Raw genomic sequence first — 17,178 nt, forward strand, 5'->3', positions numbered from 1 at the left:
AGATTGACGTTTACGTAAACGTCAATTACAGTGAGCGAGGGAGCCAACCCGCCCCTCCCGGAGACAACCATGACCGACATGTCCGCTGAATACAAAGCGCTCGCCAGCTACCGCCCCACGCACAAGGTGCGCTTCATCACGGCGGCCAGCCTGTTCGACGGCCATGACGCGGCCATCAACATCATGCGGCGCATCCTGCAGAGCATGGGTGCCGAGGTCATCCACCTGGGCCACAACCGCAGCGTCGACGAGGTCGTAACGGCCGCCCTGCAGGAAGACGCGCAGGGCATTGCCATCAGTTCCTACCAGGGTGGGCATGTCGAGTATTTCAAGTACATGGTCGATCTTCTCAAGAGTCGCGGCGGCGAGCACATCCAGGTGTTCGGCGGCGGCGGCGGCGTGATCGTGCCGCCCGAAATCCGCGAGCTGCATGCCTACGGTGTCAGCCGCATCTACAGTCCCGAAGACGGCCAGAAGATGGGCCTGGCCGGCATGATCGGTGAGATGGTCATGCGCTGCGACAAGGACTTGACCGGCTTCGCCCCCAAGAATGTCAAAGCCATTGAAGGCCACGACGAGATGAACTGGCGAGCCCTGGCCCAGTTGATCACCGCATTAGAGAACGGCAAGGCCGATGCGACGCTGGTCGATGCAGTTCGCACGCAAGCCGCTACCCGCAAGATTCCCGTGCTGGGCATCACCGGCACTGGCGGCGCGGGCAAGTCCTCGCTGACCGACGAGCTGATTCGCCGCCTGCGCCTGGACCAGAACGACAAGCTACGCGTGGCCATCATCAGTATCGACCCGTCTCGCCGCAAGAGTGGCGGCGCGCTGCTCGGCGACCGTATTCGCATGAACGCGATCAGTCCATGGACAGTGCCCATCGCCGGCCAGAAGAACTCCGACAGCGGGCAACGCGTGTTCATGCGCAGCCTGGCCACACGCGACTTCGGCTCCGAAATCAGCCAGGCCCTGCCCGACGTGATCGCCGCCTGCAAATGCGCGGGCTTTGACCTGATCGTCGTCGAGACCTCCGGCATAGGCCAGGGCGACGCCGCCATCGTGCCACACGTCGACGTGCCCATGTACGTGATGACGCCCGAATTCGGCGCGGCCAGCCAGCTTGAAAAAATCGACATGCTGGACTTCGCCGAGTTCATCGCCATCAACAAGTTCGACAGAAAGGGTTCGCTCGACGCCCTGCGCGATGTCTCAAAGCAAGTGCAGCGCAATAAGGAAGCCTGGGGCACGCCGGCCGACAAGATGCCGGTCTTCGGCACCATGGCTGCGCGCTTTAACGACGACGGCGTGACGGCCCTCTACCAGGCGCTCAAGCCGCGCCTGGCCGCGTTGGGCCTGGCGCTTGAGGGCGGTGCGCTGCCCGCGGCCGAAGTGCGCCACAGTACCAACCAGACGCCGGTGGTGCCGGCCGCGCGAACGCGCTACCTGGCCGAAATCAGCGACACGGTGCGCGGCTACAAAAAACGTGCCCGCGCGCAAGCTCAACTGGCGCGCGAGGTGCAGCAGCTCAAAGCCGCGGCCTCCATGCTCAAGATCGACAAGCCCGACCGCGCGCCAGCCGCCGAAGCCGCGCTGGATCTGGCCGGTCACCGTAAGGCGCGCATGGACGCCGATGCCCGCGCCCTGCTCGCCCAGTGGCCCGACATGCAGGCCGCCTACGCCGGTGACGAATACGTGGTCAAAATCCGCGACAAGGAAATCCGCACAGCGCTGACCACCAAATCGCTCTCGGGCACCACCATCCGCAAGGTGGTGCTGCCGCAGTACGAAGACCACGGCGAAATTCTCAAATGGCTGATGCTGGACAACGTGCCCGGCAGCTACCCTTACACCGCCGGCACCTTTGCCTTCAAGCGCGAGGGTGAAGACCCGACCCGCATGTTCGCCGGTGAAGGCGACCCCTTCCGCACCAACACCCGCTTCAAGCTGCTCAGCGAAGGCATGGCGGCCAAGCGGCTGTCCACCGCGTTTGACTCTGTCACGCTCTATGGCAACGACCCGGCCCTGCGCCCCGACATCTACGGCAAGGTCGGCAACTCGGGCGTCTCCATCGCCACGCTGGACGACATGAAGGTGCTGTACGACGGGTTCGATCTGTGCAATCCATCGACTTCGGTCTCGATGACCATCAACGGCCCGGCGCCGACCATCCTCGCGATGTTCATGAACACGGCGATCGACCAGAACCTCGACAAGTTCAAAAAAGACAATGGCCGCGACCCCACCGCCACCGAGGCCGCCAAGATACGCGAATGGGTGCAGGAAAACGTTCGCGGCACCGTGCAGGCCGACATCCTGAAAGAAGACCAGGGACAGAACACCTGCATCTTCTCGACCGAGTTCAGCCTCAAAGTCATGGGCGACATCGCCCAGTACTTTGTGCACAACCGGGTGCGCAACTTCTACAGCGTTTCCATCAGCGGTTACCACATCGCCGAAGCCGGCGCCAACCCGATCAGCCAGCTGGCCTTCACGCTGTCAAACGGTTTTACCTTTGTCGAAGCGTATCTCGCGCGCGGCATGCACATCGACGACTTCGCGCCCAACCTGAGTTTTTTCTTCAGCAACGGCATGGACCCGGAATACACCGTGATGGGCCGCGTCGCGCGCCGCATCTGGGCCGTGGCCATGAAAGAAAAATACGGCGCCAACGAACGCAGCCAGAAGCTGAAATACCACATCCAGACCTCGGGCCGCAGCCTGCATGCGCAGGAAATCCAGTTCAACGACATACGCACCACGCTGCAAGCGCTGATCGCGATCTACGACAACTGCAACTCGCTGCACACCAACGCATTTGACGAAGCCATCACCACGCCGACCGAAGAATCAGTGCGCCGCGCCATGGCCATCCAGCTCATCATCAACCGCGAATGGGGCTTGGCGAAGAATGAAAACCCCTCACAGGGCGCCTTCATCATCGAAGAACTCACCGAACTGCTCGAAGAAGCCGTGCTGCTGGAATTCGAGCGCATCGCCGAGCGCGGCGGCGTGCTGGGCGCCATGGAAACCGGCTACCAGCGCGGCCGCATCCAGGACGAGTCCATGCACTACGAGATGCTCAAACACACCGGCGAGCTGCCCATCATCGGCGTCAACACCTTCCGCAACCCTCACGGCGACGCAGTGCAGGACAAGCTCGAGCTGGCCCGCTCCACCGAGGAGGAAAAACAGAGCCAGCTCAAGCGCCTGGACGACTTCCACCGCCGCCACGCCGCCGAATCACCCGCCATGCTCAAACGCCTGCAACAGGCCGTGATTGAGAACCTCAACGTATTCGAGGTGCTGATGGAGGCGGTGCGGGTCTGCTCGCTGGGGCAGATCACCAATGCGCTGTTCGAGGTGGGTGGGCAATACCGGCGAAATATGTAAACCGGCGGGGAGCGGTATTACCCAACTGATGCATGGCAAGTTATTTCGGCTATTGCCGAATCCTGCCAACACTGGTGACGATGGATAACTCGACGAAGCCAGAGCCAGAGTGCTGTCCCGGTTTAAAGCTGATCAAGTAACCACCCAGATCAAAATTACTCATGCTGTCCAATGCTAGAACGGTCCCTTCGCGGCTGAGCCTGCTGCCTTGGCGCCGTATCGCCTCAGAAATGACGCGGGCGGCGATATAGCCCTCCATCATGGCGTAGCTCACAGGCACTTCCAGGTTGGGTGTCTTGGCAGCGGACTCAGTAAATTCCTTGACGAGCTGACTGGAGACCCTGTACGGACTTGGCGTCACCTGGGCGATAGCCACACCTTGCATCTGCTCCGGAGACAGTCGTTTCGAGAGCTGCTCGATGTCGGCGCCCGAATGGGCAAGCAGTTGAGCCGCGCCGCCAGCGATACGGTACTTCTCAATAAAGCCAGCCGCAGCAGACCCGCTGGAAACCATGATGATCGCCTGCGGCTGCATGTTCATGAAAGTGTCCACGGCGTCAGTGACGTTGACCGTATTGGCGACGTAGGAGGCGCGTCCTTCGATCGTCGCTCTGACTTTCCTGGCTGACTCCTCGGCCGCGGCGATTACCGCAGTTGAGCCCGGCCCAGCCTCATGGAAAAGCCCCAGGCGCTTAATCCCAATGGTGGCCAAATGTTCGATGAGTTTGGAAATTTCGTCGCGCAGACCTGCCCGCACGCTATATAGATAGGGGGTGTCTGGCTGGATCTCCGAAGTGCGGTAGCCTACCAGGGCGATCTTTTCTTTTGCCAGAATGCCTGCAGACACCAGACCGGTCACATTCCTGCCGCCAAAGTAGCCGGCCAGGACCAGCGGCTTATCTCCGGCAATCATCTGCTTGGTCAAAGTGACCGTGTCGTCGGGCGCCCCTCCGTCGTCCTTGCGCAATAGTGTGAACTTATGACCGTTGACGCCGCCGGCCTTGTTCAGGGCGTTGAAATGCAATTGCATGCCGGCGGCATAAGCGCGGCCTTGGCCAGCCTCCGGCCCTGACATGGGGCCGACCTGGCCCACTACGATCTCTGCGGCGAGTGTCGGACCGGCTCTCATCACAAAACCAACCACAGTCAGTGCCATCAGGATTTCGGCGAAAGCTGACGACAAGCAACGGTTGCGCATGGTGAGACTTTCCTTTTTGTGCGGCGGCCACCGTCAGGTTCGGGCCTGCCTGAGCAGGGGCTGAATTCAATTGCAGGTCAAGGAGAGGTTCCCGACCCGTCTCGTAGACGGCCGAAACGCGTGCCATCATCAACCCGGGCTTCGAACTGCAGCAGTGCCAGCAGTTGGCGAACCTTGACGCCTTGCGGTCGAGCCAGGTTGTCGCGAAGCGTTGCCGCCCGCTCTTCCGGAATAATGCCCGTGGTGCATTGTTCGAATTTGATTTGCCGCTCCAACGGCGAAAACGGATTCAGGAATGACCCTTTGGCGTGGTGAACCACACGCTCCAGGCGTCGTCCGTCCTTCAAGGTTACGACTGTGGTGTGGGGGAGCAGCTGCGTTGCGGTTTCTACGCGTGTCGAATCCAGGCGCATTTCGACGCGTGGCATGAGGCGCCGGGTCATATCATCATGCACCGCTTGCGGCGTGAAGTCGGCCAACGTGACCGTGCCGTAACGGAGCATCGTTGCCACTGCGTAGGGCATGGAGAACATGGCCTCGCGGGGATCCCGGGGCTCCGGGTATTTGAGGTTCACCAAGTTGACGCGCCCGACCAATGTTTCGACACGCTCCACATCCTCCATGCCGAATCGGTGTTCCGTGGCCAGGGCTTGCAACGCGTCCAGACAGCGGTGTGTGGACGCACAGTTGGGATACAGCTTGAATCCCAGGCCGTGGCTGTCGATCGCCAGCGGGCCATCGTTGACTGCAGTCATGGACCGCCAGTCGGCCGCCAAGCCCCCAGCATAGAGTGCGCCAAACCCATGCGGGCCTTCCAGGGCTTTATCGCTGCCGGTGACGCCTGAGGCCGCAAGCGATGCGGCCAGCACACCGCCTTGGGCCGCCAATCCGGCATGCACGGGTTTCGTGTCGGTGCCGAACTGGACCTTGGGTCCAGCTGCCATGGAAACAGCCAAGCTGAGAGCGTGCGTCATCCTGCCAGCGTCCAGCCCAAGCAATCTGGCGCAAGCGGCTGCGGCAGCAATTACACCAATGGTTTGGGTGCCATGCCAGCCTTTTTCGGCATGGGACCGGTCCATCGCCATCCCGACGCGGGCCATCACCTCGCTTCCGACGATCAGTGCATCCAGAACCGCATCGAGCGTGGCATCCATCTCGTGGGCTTGCGCCAGGATGGCCGGGATCACGGCGCAGCCAAAATGTCCACCGGCGACGAAAAACATCTCATCCAGCTCCCGCGCATGGGCGGCCGTGCCGTTGGCCAGCGCACTGAAGGCGGCACAAGTCCCGGTGTTGCTACCCACCACCGGGACCGGTCCCGCGACACGCAATCCCGCACGTACCGAGGCGCAAACCGGATCCCCAGCACCTGCCACCATGGCGGCGATGGTGTCCTCCAGGGAGTGCTCCGCCGTGCGCAGGGTTGATTCACCCCATTGACCGGGGACCGTGGCAGCCCAGTGCGCGAGAACCTGGGTAGCGGGGACGGGGGAACTGAACATGCTTGTCCTTGGGGTCTGTTTTGGTATGTGTTGCGCCTGTCAGCGCAACCGGGTGTGGGGCGAATGGCAAACACGCAGCAGCAGGTTTATGCGAGAAGACAAGGCACGCTCAGTCGAGCTTCACTCCGGCCTTACGGATCACGTCACCCCACTTTTCCGCCTCGCTGTCAATATGCGTCTTGAAAAACTCGGGCGTTCCCCCAAGCGCGACCTGCCCCACTTGCGCGAATTCGGCTTTGGTCGCAGGTGCCTGCAGCCAGTTGTTGATCTCACGGTTCAGGCGCAGGATCACGGGCCGAGGCGTGCCCGTCGGTGCCACAATGCCGCCCCAGGCCACCACCTCGAAGCCTGCAATGCCCGCCTCTTCCATGGTCGGCACGTCGGGCAGCAGCGCCGAGCGACGTTTACTGGTAACCGCGAGCGGACGCACCTTGCCCGACTGGATCGCGCCCACCATGGACGGCAGGTTGTCAAACATGAAGTCGATCTGCCCGCCGATCAGGTCGGTCTGCGCCTGCGGGGCCCCGCGGTAGGGAATGTGGCTGAAGCTGATGCCGGCTTTTTCCTTGAGGATTTCGCCGCTGAGGTGACTGGTGGTGCCGTTGCCGCCGGAACCCATGGTCAGATTGCCCGGGTGGCTCTTGGCATAGACGACCAAGTCACGCACCGAGGCGATGGGCAGGCCATGGCGGACCACCAGCACATTGGGCACCTGCGAGAGCACGGCCACCGGCGCCAGATCTTTATCGGGGTTGTAGGGCATCTTGGAAATCAGGCTGCGGTTGATGGCCATGGTCACGATATTGCCGAAGCCCAGCGTATAGCCGTCGGGTTTGGCGGTGGCCACCGCCTGCATGGCGATGGTGCCTGCCGCGCCGGGGCGGTTCTCGACGATCACCGCTTGTTTGAGTTTGTCCTGAAGGTAGTAGGCCAGCTTGCGGCTGGTCTGGTCGGGCGTGCCGCCGGCGGCCGAGGGCACGATCAGTTTGATAGGCTGGGTGGCGGGCCAATCCGCCGCCAGGGCGGTGCCAGCCAGCGTGGCCGCCGCCAAGAGCAGCACAAGGCGTGTTTGAAATTTCAGCATCGATGACTCCAACGTTTTGTTCTTGATGGGCTGCCCACTGGGGCGCCCTGAATATCTGACATGCGCGCCGGCCTGTCCAACGGAATAAACGCATACCCCCCTGCATTTATTTCATGCCCGCATAGCCTTTTTCATTGCGGGCGAACGGATGCCATGCCAATAATGGCCGCACCCACCATGAAATATCCGACGCAGCGCCACCTGCCTTCCATCGTCAACCTCAACACCTTCGAGGTGATTGCACGGCGCCTGAGCATTACTGCCGCAGCCGATGAACTGGGTCTGGCGCAAAGCGCGGTGAGCCGCCAGCTGTCGGACCTGGAGGGCTTTGTCGGCGTAGCGCTGTGCCGGCGCACAACTAGCGGGATGGAGCTGACGGTTGACGGTGCCAGCTACCTGCGACGGGTGCGAACCCTGCTGGACGAGCTGGAGTCAGCGACCATCGCCGCGTCCATGGGATCCATGCCGGGCAAGATACTGCGGCTGTCTGTGCCCACCACCTTTGGCACACTGTGGGCCATGCCGCGGCTGTGCGCCTTCGCCATCGCGCACCGGCAAATCCAGCTGGACGTGGCCACGCATACCGGGCCCATCAGCATGCGCGACTCGGGGCTGGACGCGGCCATCGTCCACTGCGAAGGGCCGGAGCCCGGCTGCGTGGCCGACCTGCTACACCCCCTGCACTCCTTTCCTCTTGCAGCGCCTACGCTGAGCCGGCTGGCGGCGCCGCTGACGGGCACGCAAATGGCCGCGCTGCCCTTGTTGCACCAGACCATGGCGCCCAACTCGTGGCCGGCCTACCTGCGTCAGTTGGGCGCGTCTGTAGAAGTCCCGATGCCGGGCGCCCACTACGGCCTGCTGTCGCTTGCATTGATGGCAGCGGAGGCCGGTCTGGGCGTCGCGTTGGCGCCAGACTACGTGAGCGCATCGGCACAGCAGGCCGGGCGCCTGGTCAAGCTGAATGACAAGCCATTTATTTCGCCACGCAACTATTTCCTGGTGACGACGAACGAGCGCGCCAAGGCGCCCGTGATCCAATCGCTGCGCCAGTGGTTGACGGGCCAGTCGCCGCCTGGCCTTTGAGGCTTCGGCGGCCCGACACAGACGCCTGATTAAAGCCTGTTGCCGCGAACGGCGTGATCTAGCCGTAGCATCTTGCAGAGCAACATCAACCGTTCTTGGCGTCCGTCACCTGGCAGGCATCGCCCGAAATGCACAGGCTCTCGAGGAATTCGATGGCCTTCCAGGTTTGCCATTTCACGCGTTGGGCGAACCAACAGGATGTCACGGGCCGCTGTGTCATGACGGACAAAGCGCCCATCACATCCGCGGTATGAAGCGAGTCCGGTAGATCGGGCCACTTGAGCAAGCGGTATTCAGGACCATCCCCAGGGTCGGGCGGCATGGTCTCCGTCACCGGTGCCTCGTTCCTATGGAAATGCCGCAGGATGGGCATGGTGAGCCATTGAAGTGCCAAGGGTTGCTCCAGTGTCGATATGGGAGGGTGAAATGGTGCGGGTTTGCCGGCCCCACCCGCCGGAGGGTGCCGGGAAACTCGAAGCCCCTTCCAGAATCGCAGCCACCGCCGTGGGTTTTGGGTTTCCCCGGCAGTGGGTCAGTGAGTATGGCAAAGACTAAGGCAAGGATTTGGCCGAAACCGTCATCGGCACTGCTTGCTGATTCGCGCTGACGGGCGTCATTGCCGATGGCGCGGGTGGTGCGGTTGGCGCGGTCGTTGTCGCCTGCCCTGCCCCGGTCGCCTCCAGCAATCTGCCGCGCGGATGGCGCGGGGCGCGCGGCGGCACCTTGGCGGGCGGAGCCTTAATAGCCGGCTTGGTCACGGCCACCTTGACTTGCGGCGCGACGCCGGGTTTGGGCGCCTGCACACTGGCTTCCGGAGCTTCCCGCGTCTCGAGCGCCACGGGCGCGGTCTTTGGCACAGGGGCCGCGACGAGCGCGAAAACCGGCATGGAGGTATTCACAGGGGCCGGCGCCGGGGTGGCCGCTGAAGTGGGGGTTGTCGGGGGCGGAAGGGTGGTGACGGGAGCCGGCGGCGTCAGCGCTGGCACGGCGGGCCGGGCAGCGGCGGGGCTTGGCGCCACAAGCGCCTGCCTGTCCTGTACACGCTCGACTTTGGCTTCGTCCTTGGCACCGAAAAGCATGCGGTTTTTGACCTCATACATGTCCTGGTCGACAACACGCTGGGCTTCCGCCGTTCGGGTGGGTTTTATCCCCACGGCAAACACCACATCGATATCGATGTCGCCGCCAGTGCGAACATCGCTGTTGGACTTGGCGGTGTTGGTAATGGCGCGGCTGGGGTCGGTTGTTCCGCCTGAAAGCTGGGCGCCTTGGGACGTGATCGTGCCCGCCGCGGTGTCCAGCGAGGTTTCCTTGCCGGTGCCGGACTTGATCGTCGTCACCTGGCCCTGCTGGGTGGTATGGGTCGCAAACAGCACGGTGCCGTCCGCAGCCAGGGAGCCTCCATAACCCGTTGCCGTGGTCTTGAAGCCCGCCGTATCGAAGCTCGAGCTTCCTTTCATGGAGGTCGTCGTAGTATCAGTGGCCTCCAGCAGTGCTATGCCGGTCTTGGCGCCGAGATTCACATTGCCGGCGGTGGCCTCCACCGCGGCGCCCTTGAGTGTCAGGTTCTTACCCGCGGACAGGGTCACATCACCGGAAGCCGACTTGATGTTCACGCCGGTGTTCTTGACGCTTTCATAGTTCTGCTGACTGTGGCCGGTATTGGCCTCCATGCCGGCACCACCTTCCAATGCCACGCCGGTTTCCTCGCTGACACCCAGAGCGACCTTAGCCCTGTTTTTCTCGGTCACGCTGCCGCCCAGCCCGTCCTTGGTCGTGGTGGTTTTGGCCGCGTCAAGCACCACGTTTCCGTTGGTGGATGTGACGTCCACACTCGCCGCCGCCGCGATGTTCGTGCCCTCAAGGCGTATGTTGTTGCCTTGGCCGAGCGCCCCAGTGGCTGTGATTTTTACCTGGCCGCCGTTCGAAGCGATCGATCCTGCCCGCGCTGTCGTTGTCTTCTGCTTGATCACCATCTGGTCGTAGCCAGTGACGGTTTCGGCCATAACACCGGAGGTCACCGACATGTCGGCCTGGCTCAAGGTGTCGACAATCCCCGCCCGCACTTCATTTTTCATTTCAACGTTGGTGCTTCGCCGCGTGTCGGTGTTTTCCGCGGCTTTGAACTCGAATTCACCGGCCTTGATCGTTACGTCGCCTCCTGCAATCAGGGTGGCGCCAGCCAGCGTTGTTTTTCCCGTCGATGTGGAGTCGATCTTGCCGCCGGCCGTATAGCTGGAAGTTACCGCGACCGTGAGAGTGTCGCTCTTGGTTTTGGTCGACTCCAGCGTCGTGACCCGGATTCCTCTGGTCTGGTCCATGGTCGGGTCGTTGCCCGGGTTCATGCCATAGCCGCCCCCGCCCGCCTGGACACCGGCAATCGCTTCGCCCCAAGTGCCCTTGTACAGGCCCGCGCGGTAGTCCTTGTTGGTTTCGGACTTGTTTTGCCATGCCGTATCTTGGACCGCCTTGTCCTCTATTGTCTTTGCGCTCTGGACGATATCCCCCCTCGTGGCTGTGATTTGCGTTCCCTGGTCGACAATCGTTCCCGATGCGGTAAAAGTACCCGAGCTGTCCGTCGTTCCCGCCTTGCGCGTCACACTGCCACCGGCCGTGAACTGGTTTCCCACCATGTTGGTGCTTCCGGAGTTCTCGAAGCCCGAGCGCTGGTTAACACGGTAGCCGACGCCGATTTCGGCCTTGCCGTCCGCCAGCGCCTTGGCGCCCGCGCCCGGGGTTCCGATTAACGTCGCGCGGTTTCGCTCATACGCCTGGCTGTCGAATTTGGCGTCTACGCTGAGCCCCTGGGTCTCCTGCGACCAAGTGGTGGTCTTTGAATGTTTGTCTTCGGCCGCCTCGTTGGTGATGTCTTTCGCGAGAATGCTCAGGTCGCCGCCGGACGCCATTTGCGACCCCACGAATTTGGCCGTTTCGGCCGCCGTCACCGTGAGCTTGCCGCCGGAGCTGATTCTGGAGCCGGTGTTTTTCGTGGTGCTTTCCACCGTGGTCTTGTTTTCGGTACGGCCGCCTATGGTCACGGCCCCGTCGTTCTCGGTCCTGAACTGAACGTCGGCCTTTTCGTTGAAGTTCACCGACGAGGCGCCGGCCTCGGTGCTGGAGACAGATTTTCCGTCCGCGTAAATACCGACGGAAGTCTTGTCGGTCTTGGTCGTGGTCGTGTGCTCGTCCTTGGCCGCGAGCACCTCAACATTTTTGGCGGTCAGGGTCACGTCGCCGTTGGCCTTGAGGTCCGAGCCCTGGAGCGTGATCGTCCCGGCCGAGGCCGTCAGGGTGGCGTTGCCGCCTACCCTGATGATGGAGGCTTTGCTCTTCTTGTCGCTGTCGACGACCGTGGTTGTCGTCGCGGAGAAAAGAGACCCCGCGGCGCGATTGATGTCCCGGTTGTCGGTGAACGCGACGGTCGCGCCTCCCAGGGTACCGACCTGCTTGGCGCTGGTGTAGTCCTCCTTGGAGTAGTCGCGGGTCGTGGGTCCCACCTCGGTCGCCGGGTCTTTCACCATGTCGGCTTTGGCTTGGGCTTCGGCGGACAGGGCCTGCCCGGCCACGATGGAGGTCGTCACGATGGTTTTGGTGTCCTTGGTGTCCTCGCGCGTGCCCACAAACAGTTTCCCGGAACTCGTGGCCGTCAGGTTTCCGCCGACATCGACATTGGCGCTGTACAGCGAGGTGTCGCCCCCATTGCTCTTCAGCGTAAGGTCGCCGCCGGTAATCAAGCTGGAGCCGGTGTTCCTGGTCTCTGTGGTAACTGTTTCCCAGTGCATCGACGAAAGGCCTTTCCTCTCCGAGCCAAACTCCGACGTGCGGGAGACTTCCTTGATAGTGTCGAAGGTAATCCCTCCACCCGCGATCAGTTCGGCATCTTTCGCAGCCTTGACGTTCGCGCCTATCACCCGGATGTCATTTTTCGCATCCAGGGTCAGCTTGCCCGATGTCGCCTCAATCCCGGCGGTATTGCCTATGGTGGTGTTGCAGAACTTCGCGTCTTCGTTGCAGCCCGCGTTGGTCTGGGAAACCCCGCCCACACTCACTGTGCTACCGGTTGACGTCAAGGTTTCATTGACAATGCTGCCCTCCGTGGACTTGAGCGAGACTGAGCCGCCCTTGATGCTTCCGCTCTGGTTGGTGATATCGCCTTTGGAAGTGATTTTCAGCTCGCCGCTGGCGACGATGGCGCCGCCTTTGTTGGAGACGGACTGCATGTCGGTCATGGTGATGGTGTCGGCGGCGACCATGGTGCCCCCCTGCAGGCCGGCAATGGTTTTCGCCGACAGGTAGACCACGGGCGTCAGCACATCCTGGCCGGCGACGCTGACTTTGACCATCCACACCACATCGTGCGTCAGCTTGGCCAGCTTGTCGTTGGTGGGGGTTTCACCCCAAATGAAGTCCAGGCTTTTGGCCTCAACGGCACCATTTGTCATCATCGCCTGCAGCAGATCGGACTCATTCTGGTAGCCAGCCAGCAGGTTTTTACCAGTCTGCGCGACCAGTTGCTGGCGTATCAGGTAGGCCTCGTAATTGGCATCGCCCAGGCGTTTTGCGAGATGGTCCGGGTCCATGCCGAACTGGCCCGCGAGGTAACTTGAGCCGTAAAGGTTGGTGACGGCGGCGAACAGTGGATTGGTCTCCACCAGATAAGACGCTGATCCGCCCGGCTTCATCACGAAATAAGCGTTCGGGTTGGTGGGCAACTGGATGACGATCCCGCCAAAGGCGATGGACGTCAAGCCGCCCACAGGAGAAACGTTGAGCACCGGGGAGGTCGGCCCCGTCGGCCTCTCAGCGTCGGGCCCGGTGCCTCCATTGGCCGGCGTCTCGCTCTTGGTCTGGGGGTCGGCGCGGAACTGCGGGCCGGCGACCGTGAGGGAAAAACCGCCCATATTCAGGCTGGAGGCATAAATTCCACCGCTGTGCGTGCTGAGCACTCCGGGGAGGACCAGGTGGTTGCCGGAATTGTTTTTGAGTGTTCTCGATTCGTACACCGCGGGACCCAGGGCGATGTAGTGGGTATAACGTTCCCATGTCCTGTCCCAGTTCTGGAAGCTGAGGGAAAGACTGTCGTTGGTGAAATCTCCGCTACCGCTGATGGTCACCGTGGGCGCTGAAATCATGGCACCCCGGTTGCCGTTGGTAGTGCCCGAAAAACCCTTGATGGTGACGGAGGTCCCGCCCACGATCTGCGGCGTGAAGGTTGGCGCCACATTGTTCGCGTACTGCTGCTCCAGCTTCCAGGTCTCCTTGAAGTACTCGTTGGTGTAGTTGTCGGGAAATCCGTACCAGGAGTCCACTTTGTAGGCGCCCGCCGAACTCGAATCATCCGGTGTGGTCCGCGACACTTCGACGAAGCGACGGGTGTCTCCGCCCTGTACTTCATTTTTGAAGGTAGTCGCATTCACCGTGATGTCTTTACCGGCGCGTACGGTGCTGTTGTTGATGAAGGTGCCCGCGGTCAGGGTCATGTCGGTGCCGCTATCCATGGTACCGATCTGGCCCGACAGGGTGCCAACGTTCGTGATGGTGCGGCCAGCGGCGGTCGCTGTGAGCGTGCTGCCGGCATACAACGCGCCGGAGTTGCTGATGTCGCCAGCTGTGGCCTTCACCGTCAGGTCGCCCAGCGCCGACATGCCGCCTGTGGATGTGTTGTCGAGAGAAAGCGCAGTGAATATCAGGGTCCCGCCGGAATGGATGGCTCCGGGGTTGCTGAAGGCACTCGCGGTGGTGATATCGGTTCTGCCGCCCCCGGTGGAGCCCACAATCTTCGCAGTGGTTCCGCCAAGCGTCAGCGCGTCGGCGACCACCGTCATATCACCGGTCGAGCGCAGGCTCCCGCCGTCGGCGATCACCAGGCGCTGGCCCTTGAGGTCTACGGTTTCTCCCAGCATCATGCCGCCACCGCCGATCCCGATGGTCACGCCGTTGCCGGCAAGCCGCCCTTTCACATCCAGTCCGGTGTCAGCTTGCATGAGGCCCTGGTTGTCCACGGCATAGGCGGCGTCGGTGCCGCGCACCGTCAGGTGGCCCGCCAGAATCCGGCCTGCCGCATTGTTATTCAATGTGGTCGCGACGTTCAGTGCCGCCGAACTCGGGGACTGCAGCGTCCCGCTGTTGGTGATCGTGTCGGCGGTGATGGTGCCGCTGCCGGCGCTAGTGGTCAGAGTCAAGATGCCGCTGTTGGTCAGCGTGTTGATGACGTTGATCGTACTGCCGCCGTTGCCGCCTTGCAGCACGCCGGAATTGTCCAGGTTGGCGGCCGCCACGGTCAGGTGGTCGGCCATGATTTTTCCGGTCGCATTGTTGTTGAGCGCGGTCGTCACATTCAGCGTGGCCGCACCGCTGGACTGCAGCGTCCCGTCATTGGTCAGCGAATTGGCGGTGATGCTGCCGCCCGCGCCTGTGGCCAGGCTCAGGGTGCCTGTGGAGGCATTGGTCAGCGTGTTGGTGACGTTGATCGTGCTTACGCCGGCACCGCCCTGGAGCACGCCGGCGTTGACCAGGGTCGCCGCGGTCACGGTCAGTTGATCGGCCATGATTTTGCCGGTCACGGTGTTGTTCAGCGCGGCAACCGCACTCAGTGTGGCGGCACCGGTGGACTGCAAGGTTCCGCTGTTGGCGATGCTGTTGGCGCTGATGGTGCCGCTGCCGGCGCTGGTAGTAGCCAGGGTGACGGTACCGCTGTTGGTCAGCGTTCCGGTGACGGCCAGCGTGCTGGCGCTTGTGCCGCCCTGCAAGGTGCCATCGTTGTTCACGGTAGCCGCGGCCACGGTGAATTTATCGCCCAGCATTTTGGCGCCGGTGTTGTTGTTCAGCGTGACGGCTGGGCCTGTCACCGAGAGCGTGCTGCCAGTAGCGGCGCCGGCCTGCAACGTGCCGCCGGACTGGTTGGTCAGCGCGAGGGCGCTGCCGGTGGAGGTGACGGCGAGGTTGCGGCCGGCGATGACGTTGCCGGCGTTGGTGAGCGAGCCGGACACGTTGAGCGCCAGGTCCTGGTTGGCCTGCACCGTTCCAGCACCGGTGTTGCCCAGCGTGGCCAGGTTCAGGGTGGCCGAGGTTCCCGCCGTCGATGATGCAATGAACTTGCCCGAGTTGTTCAGGCTGGTGGCGGTGAGGGTGCTTCCGCCTGTGCCCTGCAGGTCGCCGCTGTTGGTCACCTGCGCCGCCTTGACGTTCAGGGTGCCGTCCGCCAGCAGCGTGCCGCTGTTGACGATGTTTTCAGTCGCGGCGCCGGCCTTGTCCGAAATCGCCATGGCCGACTTGCTGTACAGGGTGCCGGAATTGTCCAGCGTTCCGTTGACCTTGATCGTCATGGCGCCGTTGCTCGCGGCGATGGCACCGTCATTGTCCAGGCCGTTGCCGGCCGAGATATCGAGCTTGCCGGTTTTGCTTTCAACGCCCTGCCCGCCCGCTGCCGTGCGTATGGCACCGGTGGCCGCCGTCAACGACATATCGCCTGAAGACCAGACAGTGGCCTTGCCCAGGTTCATGTCGCCCGCTGTTGCCAGGGTCGTGGTGGTGCCGCCCGACAGCGTGCCGCCGGAAGCGCCCACGCTAAGGCTGCCCATGCTCGCGTTCAAGGCTTTCGCCGCGCCCCAGCTCACACCATCCAGCGCGGCGGCGCCCGTCGTCGTGATATTCACGGTGTCGCCGAAGCGCTTGTTGTTGTCGGTAATCGCCGCGCCGCTCTGGATGTCGGACAGCGTGGCCAGCGACAGGCCGAGGTTGCCCCCGGCCACCAGCACGCCGCCGCTCAAGGTGGCGCCGCCGGTGGCGGCCTGCAGTTGCAGGTTGCGTGTGGCGGACAGTTGGGCGTTCGCCAGGTTGATGGCATCCGCACCGGTGCTGGTTGTGGTGACAGTCACGTCGCGCTGCGCGGCGACCTTGTTTCGCAGGTCGATCTTGCCGGCGCTGCTGAGCGTGAAGTCGTCGGTGCTGGCCGCGACCTCGCCCAGCGTGCGCACACCCACGCCGGCCTCGGTCGCGATCAGCTGGATGCGCCCGGCGTACATGCCGCCCAGCGCGGTGGAGTCAATCGCAAACGAAGGCGCGGCGCCGCTACCGGCGGTGCTGCCGGTGACCGTCCTGGAGCCGTAGTTCCATTGGTTGTTGCCGGTCGTGACGCCGATGACGCCGGTGGCGGCCGCATTGACCTGTCCATCAAGCCGGACCGAGCGCGTCACAAGGTCCAGGATCTGCTGGGCTGAGGCATTGAGCCCGGTGCCGTTGACCAGGATGTCGCCGCCGGTTACAGCAAAACCGCTGAGGCTCCCGTCGGCCGCGATGGTCGGCAAGCCGGTGGTCAGGGTGACGCGGTCGGTGTTGATAAAGCCGCAGCCGCCGCAGGTGATGCCGTATGGGTTGGCGACGATCACGTCGGCCTTGCTGCCCAGCACTTCGGTAAAGCCCGCCAGCATGCTGCGGTTGGGCGCGACTACCTGGTTCAAGATGACCCGGGCCGGCGCGCTGAGGTTGAGGTTGCCCTGCACCTGGCCGGCCAGGTAGGAACGCCCGCCCGACGCATTCGCGATGTTGTTGAGTACCAGGCCGTTGGTATCGACGTTGTATTGGATGTACTGGTTGTTCGACAGGCCCGCTGCGTTGGCTGTGGCGATGTTCACCACAGGCACGCCGTTGGGGTTGGTGTAGGCCTTGGTGTTGCCACCGACGGGTACCACGGTGGTCGGCGTAGGCAGCACCTGGGCCGCGGCGTCGAAGCCGCCGCCGCACCAGGCGATGCCTGCAGCAAACGCCATGGCGGTGGCCAGCCGGCTGGTCTGCCCTCCACTGGATACTCTGCTCTTTGAGCGGCCGCTGGCCGTCTCCGGCGCGACGACGTAGGCGCCGCGCGCGGCGCTCCATACAAGCCTGAATGAGCGATTGGCGGTGGCATGTTTGTGCATGGC

The 17,178-nt window shown here is 62.9% G+C and carries 7 protein-coding genes; 2 read left to right on the forward strand and 5 right to left on the reverse strand.

Translation table 11 applies throughout. From position 1 onward, the window contains the following. Positions 1-69 precede the first annotated feature (69 nt). The gene (icmF, locus tag AC1DYR_RS13445; protein WP_477705527.1) at positions 70-3,393 is read left to right on the forward strand and encodes a fused isobutyryl-CoA mutase/GTPase IcmF; all 3,324 of its coding nucleotides are present in this window, start codon (positions 70-72) and stop codon (positions 3,391-3,393) included. 49 nt (positions 3,394-3,442) lie between these two features. On the opposite strand, the gene AC1DYR_RS13450 is transcribed toward icmF, so the two are convergent. From AC1DYR_RS13450 to AC1DYR_RS13460, 3 genes are all read right to left on the reverse strand, one after another. Further along, positions 3,443-4,591, reverse strand: coding sequence for an ABC transporter substrate-binding protein (locus AC1DYR_RS13450; protein ID WP_477705528.1), 1,149 nt, complete (start codon positions 4,589-4,591; stop codon positions 3,443-3,445). Between the two features lie 77 nt (positions 4,592-4,668). Continuing rightward, positions 4,669-6,093, reverse strand: coding sequence for an MmgE/PrpD family protein (locus AC1DYR_RS13455; RefSeq protein WP_477705529.1), 1,425 nt, complete (start codon positions 6,091-6,093; stop codon positions 4,669-4,671). Positions 6,094-6,202: 109 nt separating this feature from the next. Continuing rightward, positions 6,203-7,177 carry a Bug family tripartite tricarboxylate transporter substrate binding protein gene (locus AC1DYR_RS13460; RefSeq protein WP_477705530.1) on the reverse strand — a complete coding sequence of 325 codons (975 nt, stop codon included), beginning with the start codon at positions 7,175-7,177 and terminating at the stop codon, positions 6,203-6,205. A gap of 177 nt (positions 7,178-7,354) precedes the next feature. Here AC1DYR_RS13460 and AC1DYR_RS13465 point away from each other — a divergent pair, with 177 nt between their 5' ends. Then, positions 7,355-8,260 carry a LysR substrate-binding domain-containing protein gene (locus AC1DYR_RS13465; RefSeq protein ID WP_477705531.1) on the forward strand — a complete coding sequence of 302 codons (906 nt, stop codon included), beginning with the start codon at positions 7,355-7,357 and terminating at the stop codon, positions 8,258-8,260. An 85-nt stretch (positions 8,261-8,345) separates the two neighbouring features. On the opposite strand, the gene AC1DYR_RS13470 is transcribed toward AC1DYR_RS13465, so the two are convergent. Both AC1DYR_RS13470 and AC1DYR_RS13475 read right to left on the reverse strand, forming a co-directional pair. Next, positions 8,346-8,654: a hypothetical protein gene (locus AC1DYR_RS13470; RefSeq protein WP_477705532.1), complete on the reverse strand. Its 309-nt coding sequence runs from the start codon at positions 8,652-8,654 to the stop codon at positions 8,346-8,348. A gap of 157 nt (positions 8,655-8,811) precedes the next feature. Then, positions 8,812-17,175 carry a two-partner secretion domain-containing protein gene (locus AC1DYR_RS13475; protein WP_477705533.1) on the reverse strand — a complete coding sequence of 2,788 codons (8,364 nt, stop codon included), beginning with the start codon at positions 17,173-17,175 and terminating at the stop codon, positions 8,812-8,814. Positions 17,176-17,178: the final 3 nt, after the last annotated feature.

Source organism: Polaromonas sp. P1_F9 (assembly GCF_056405615.1).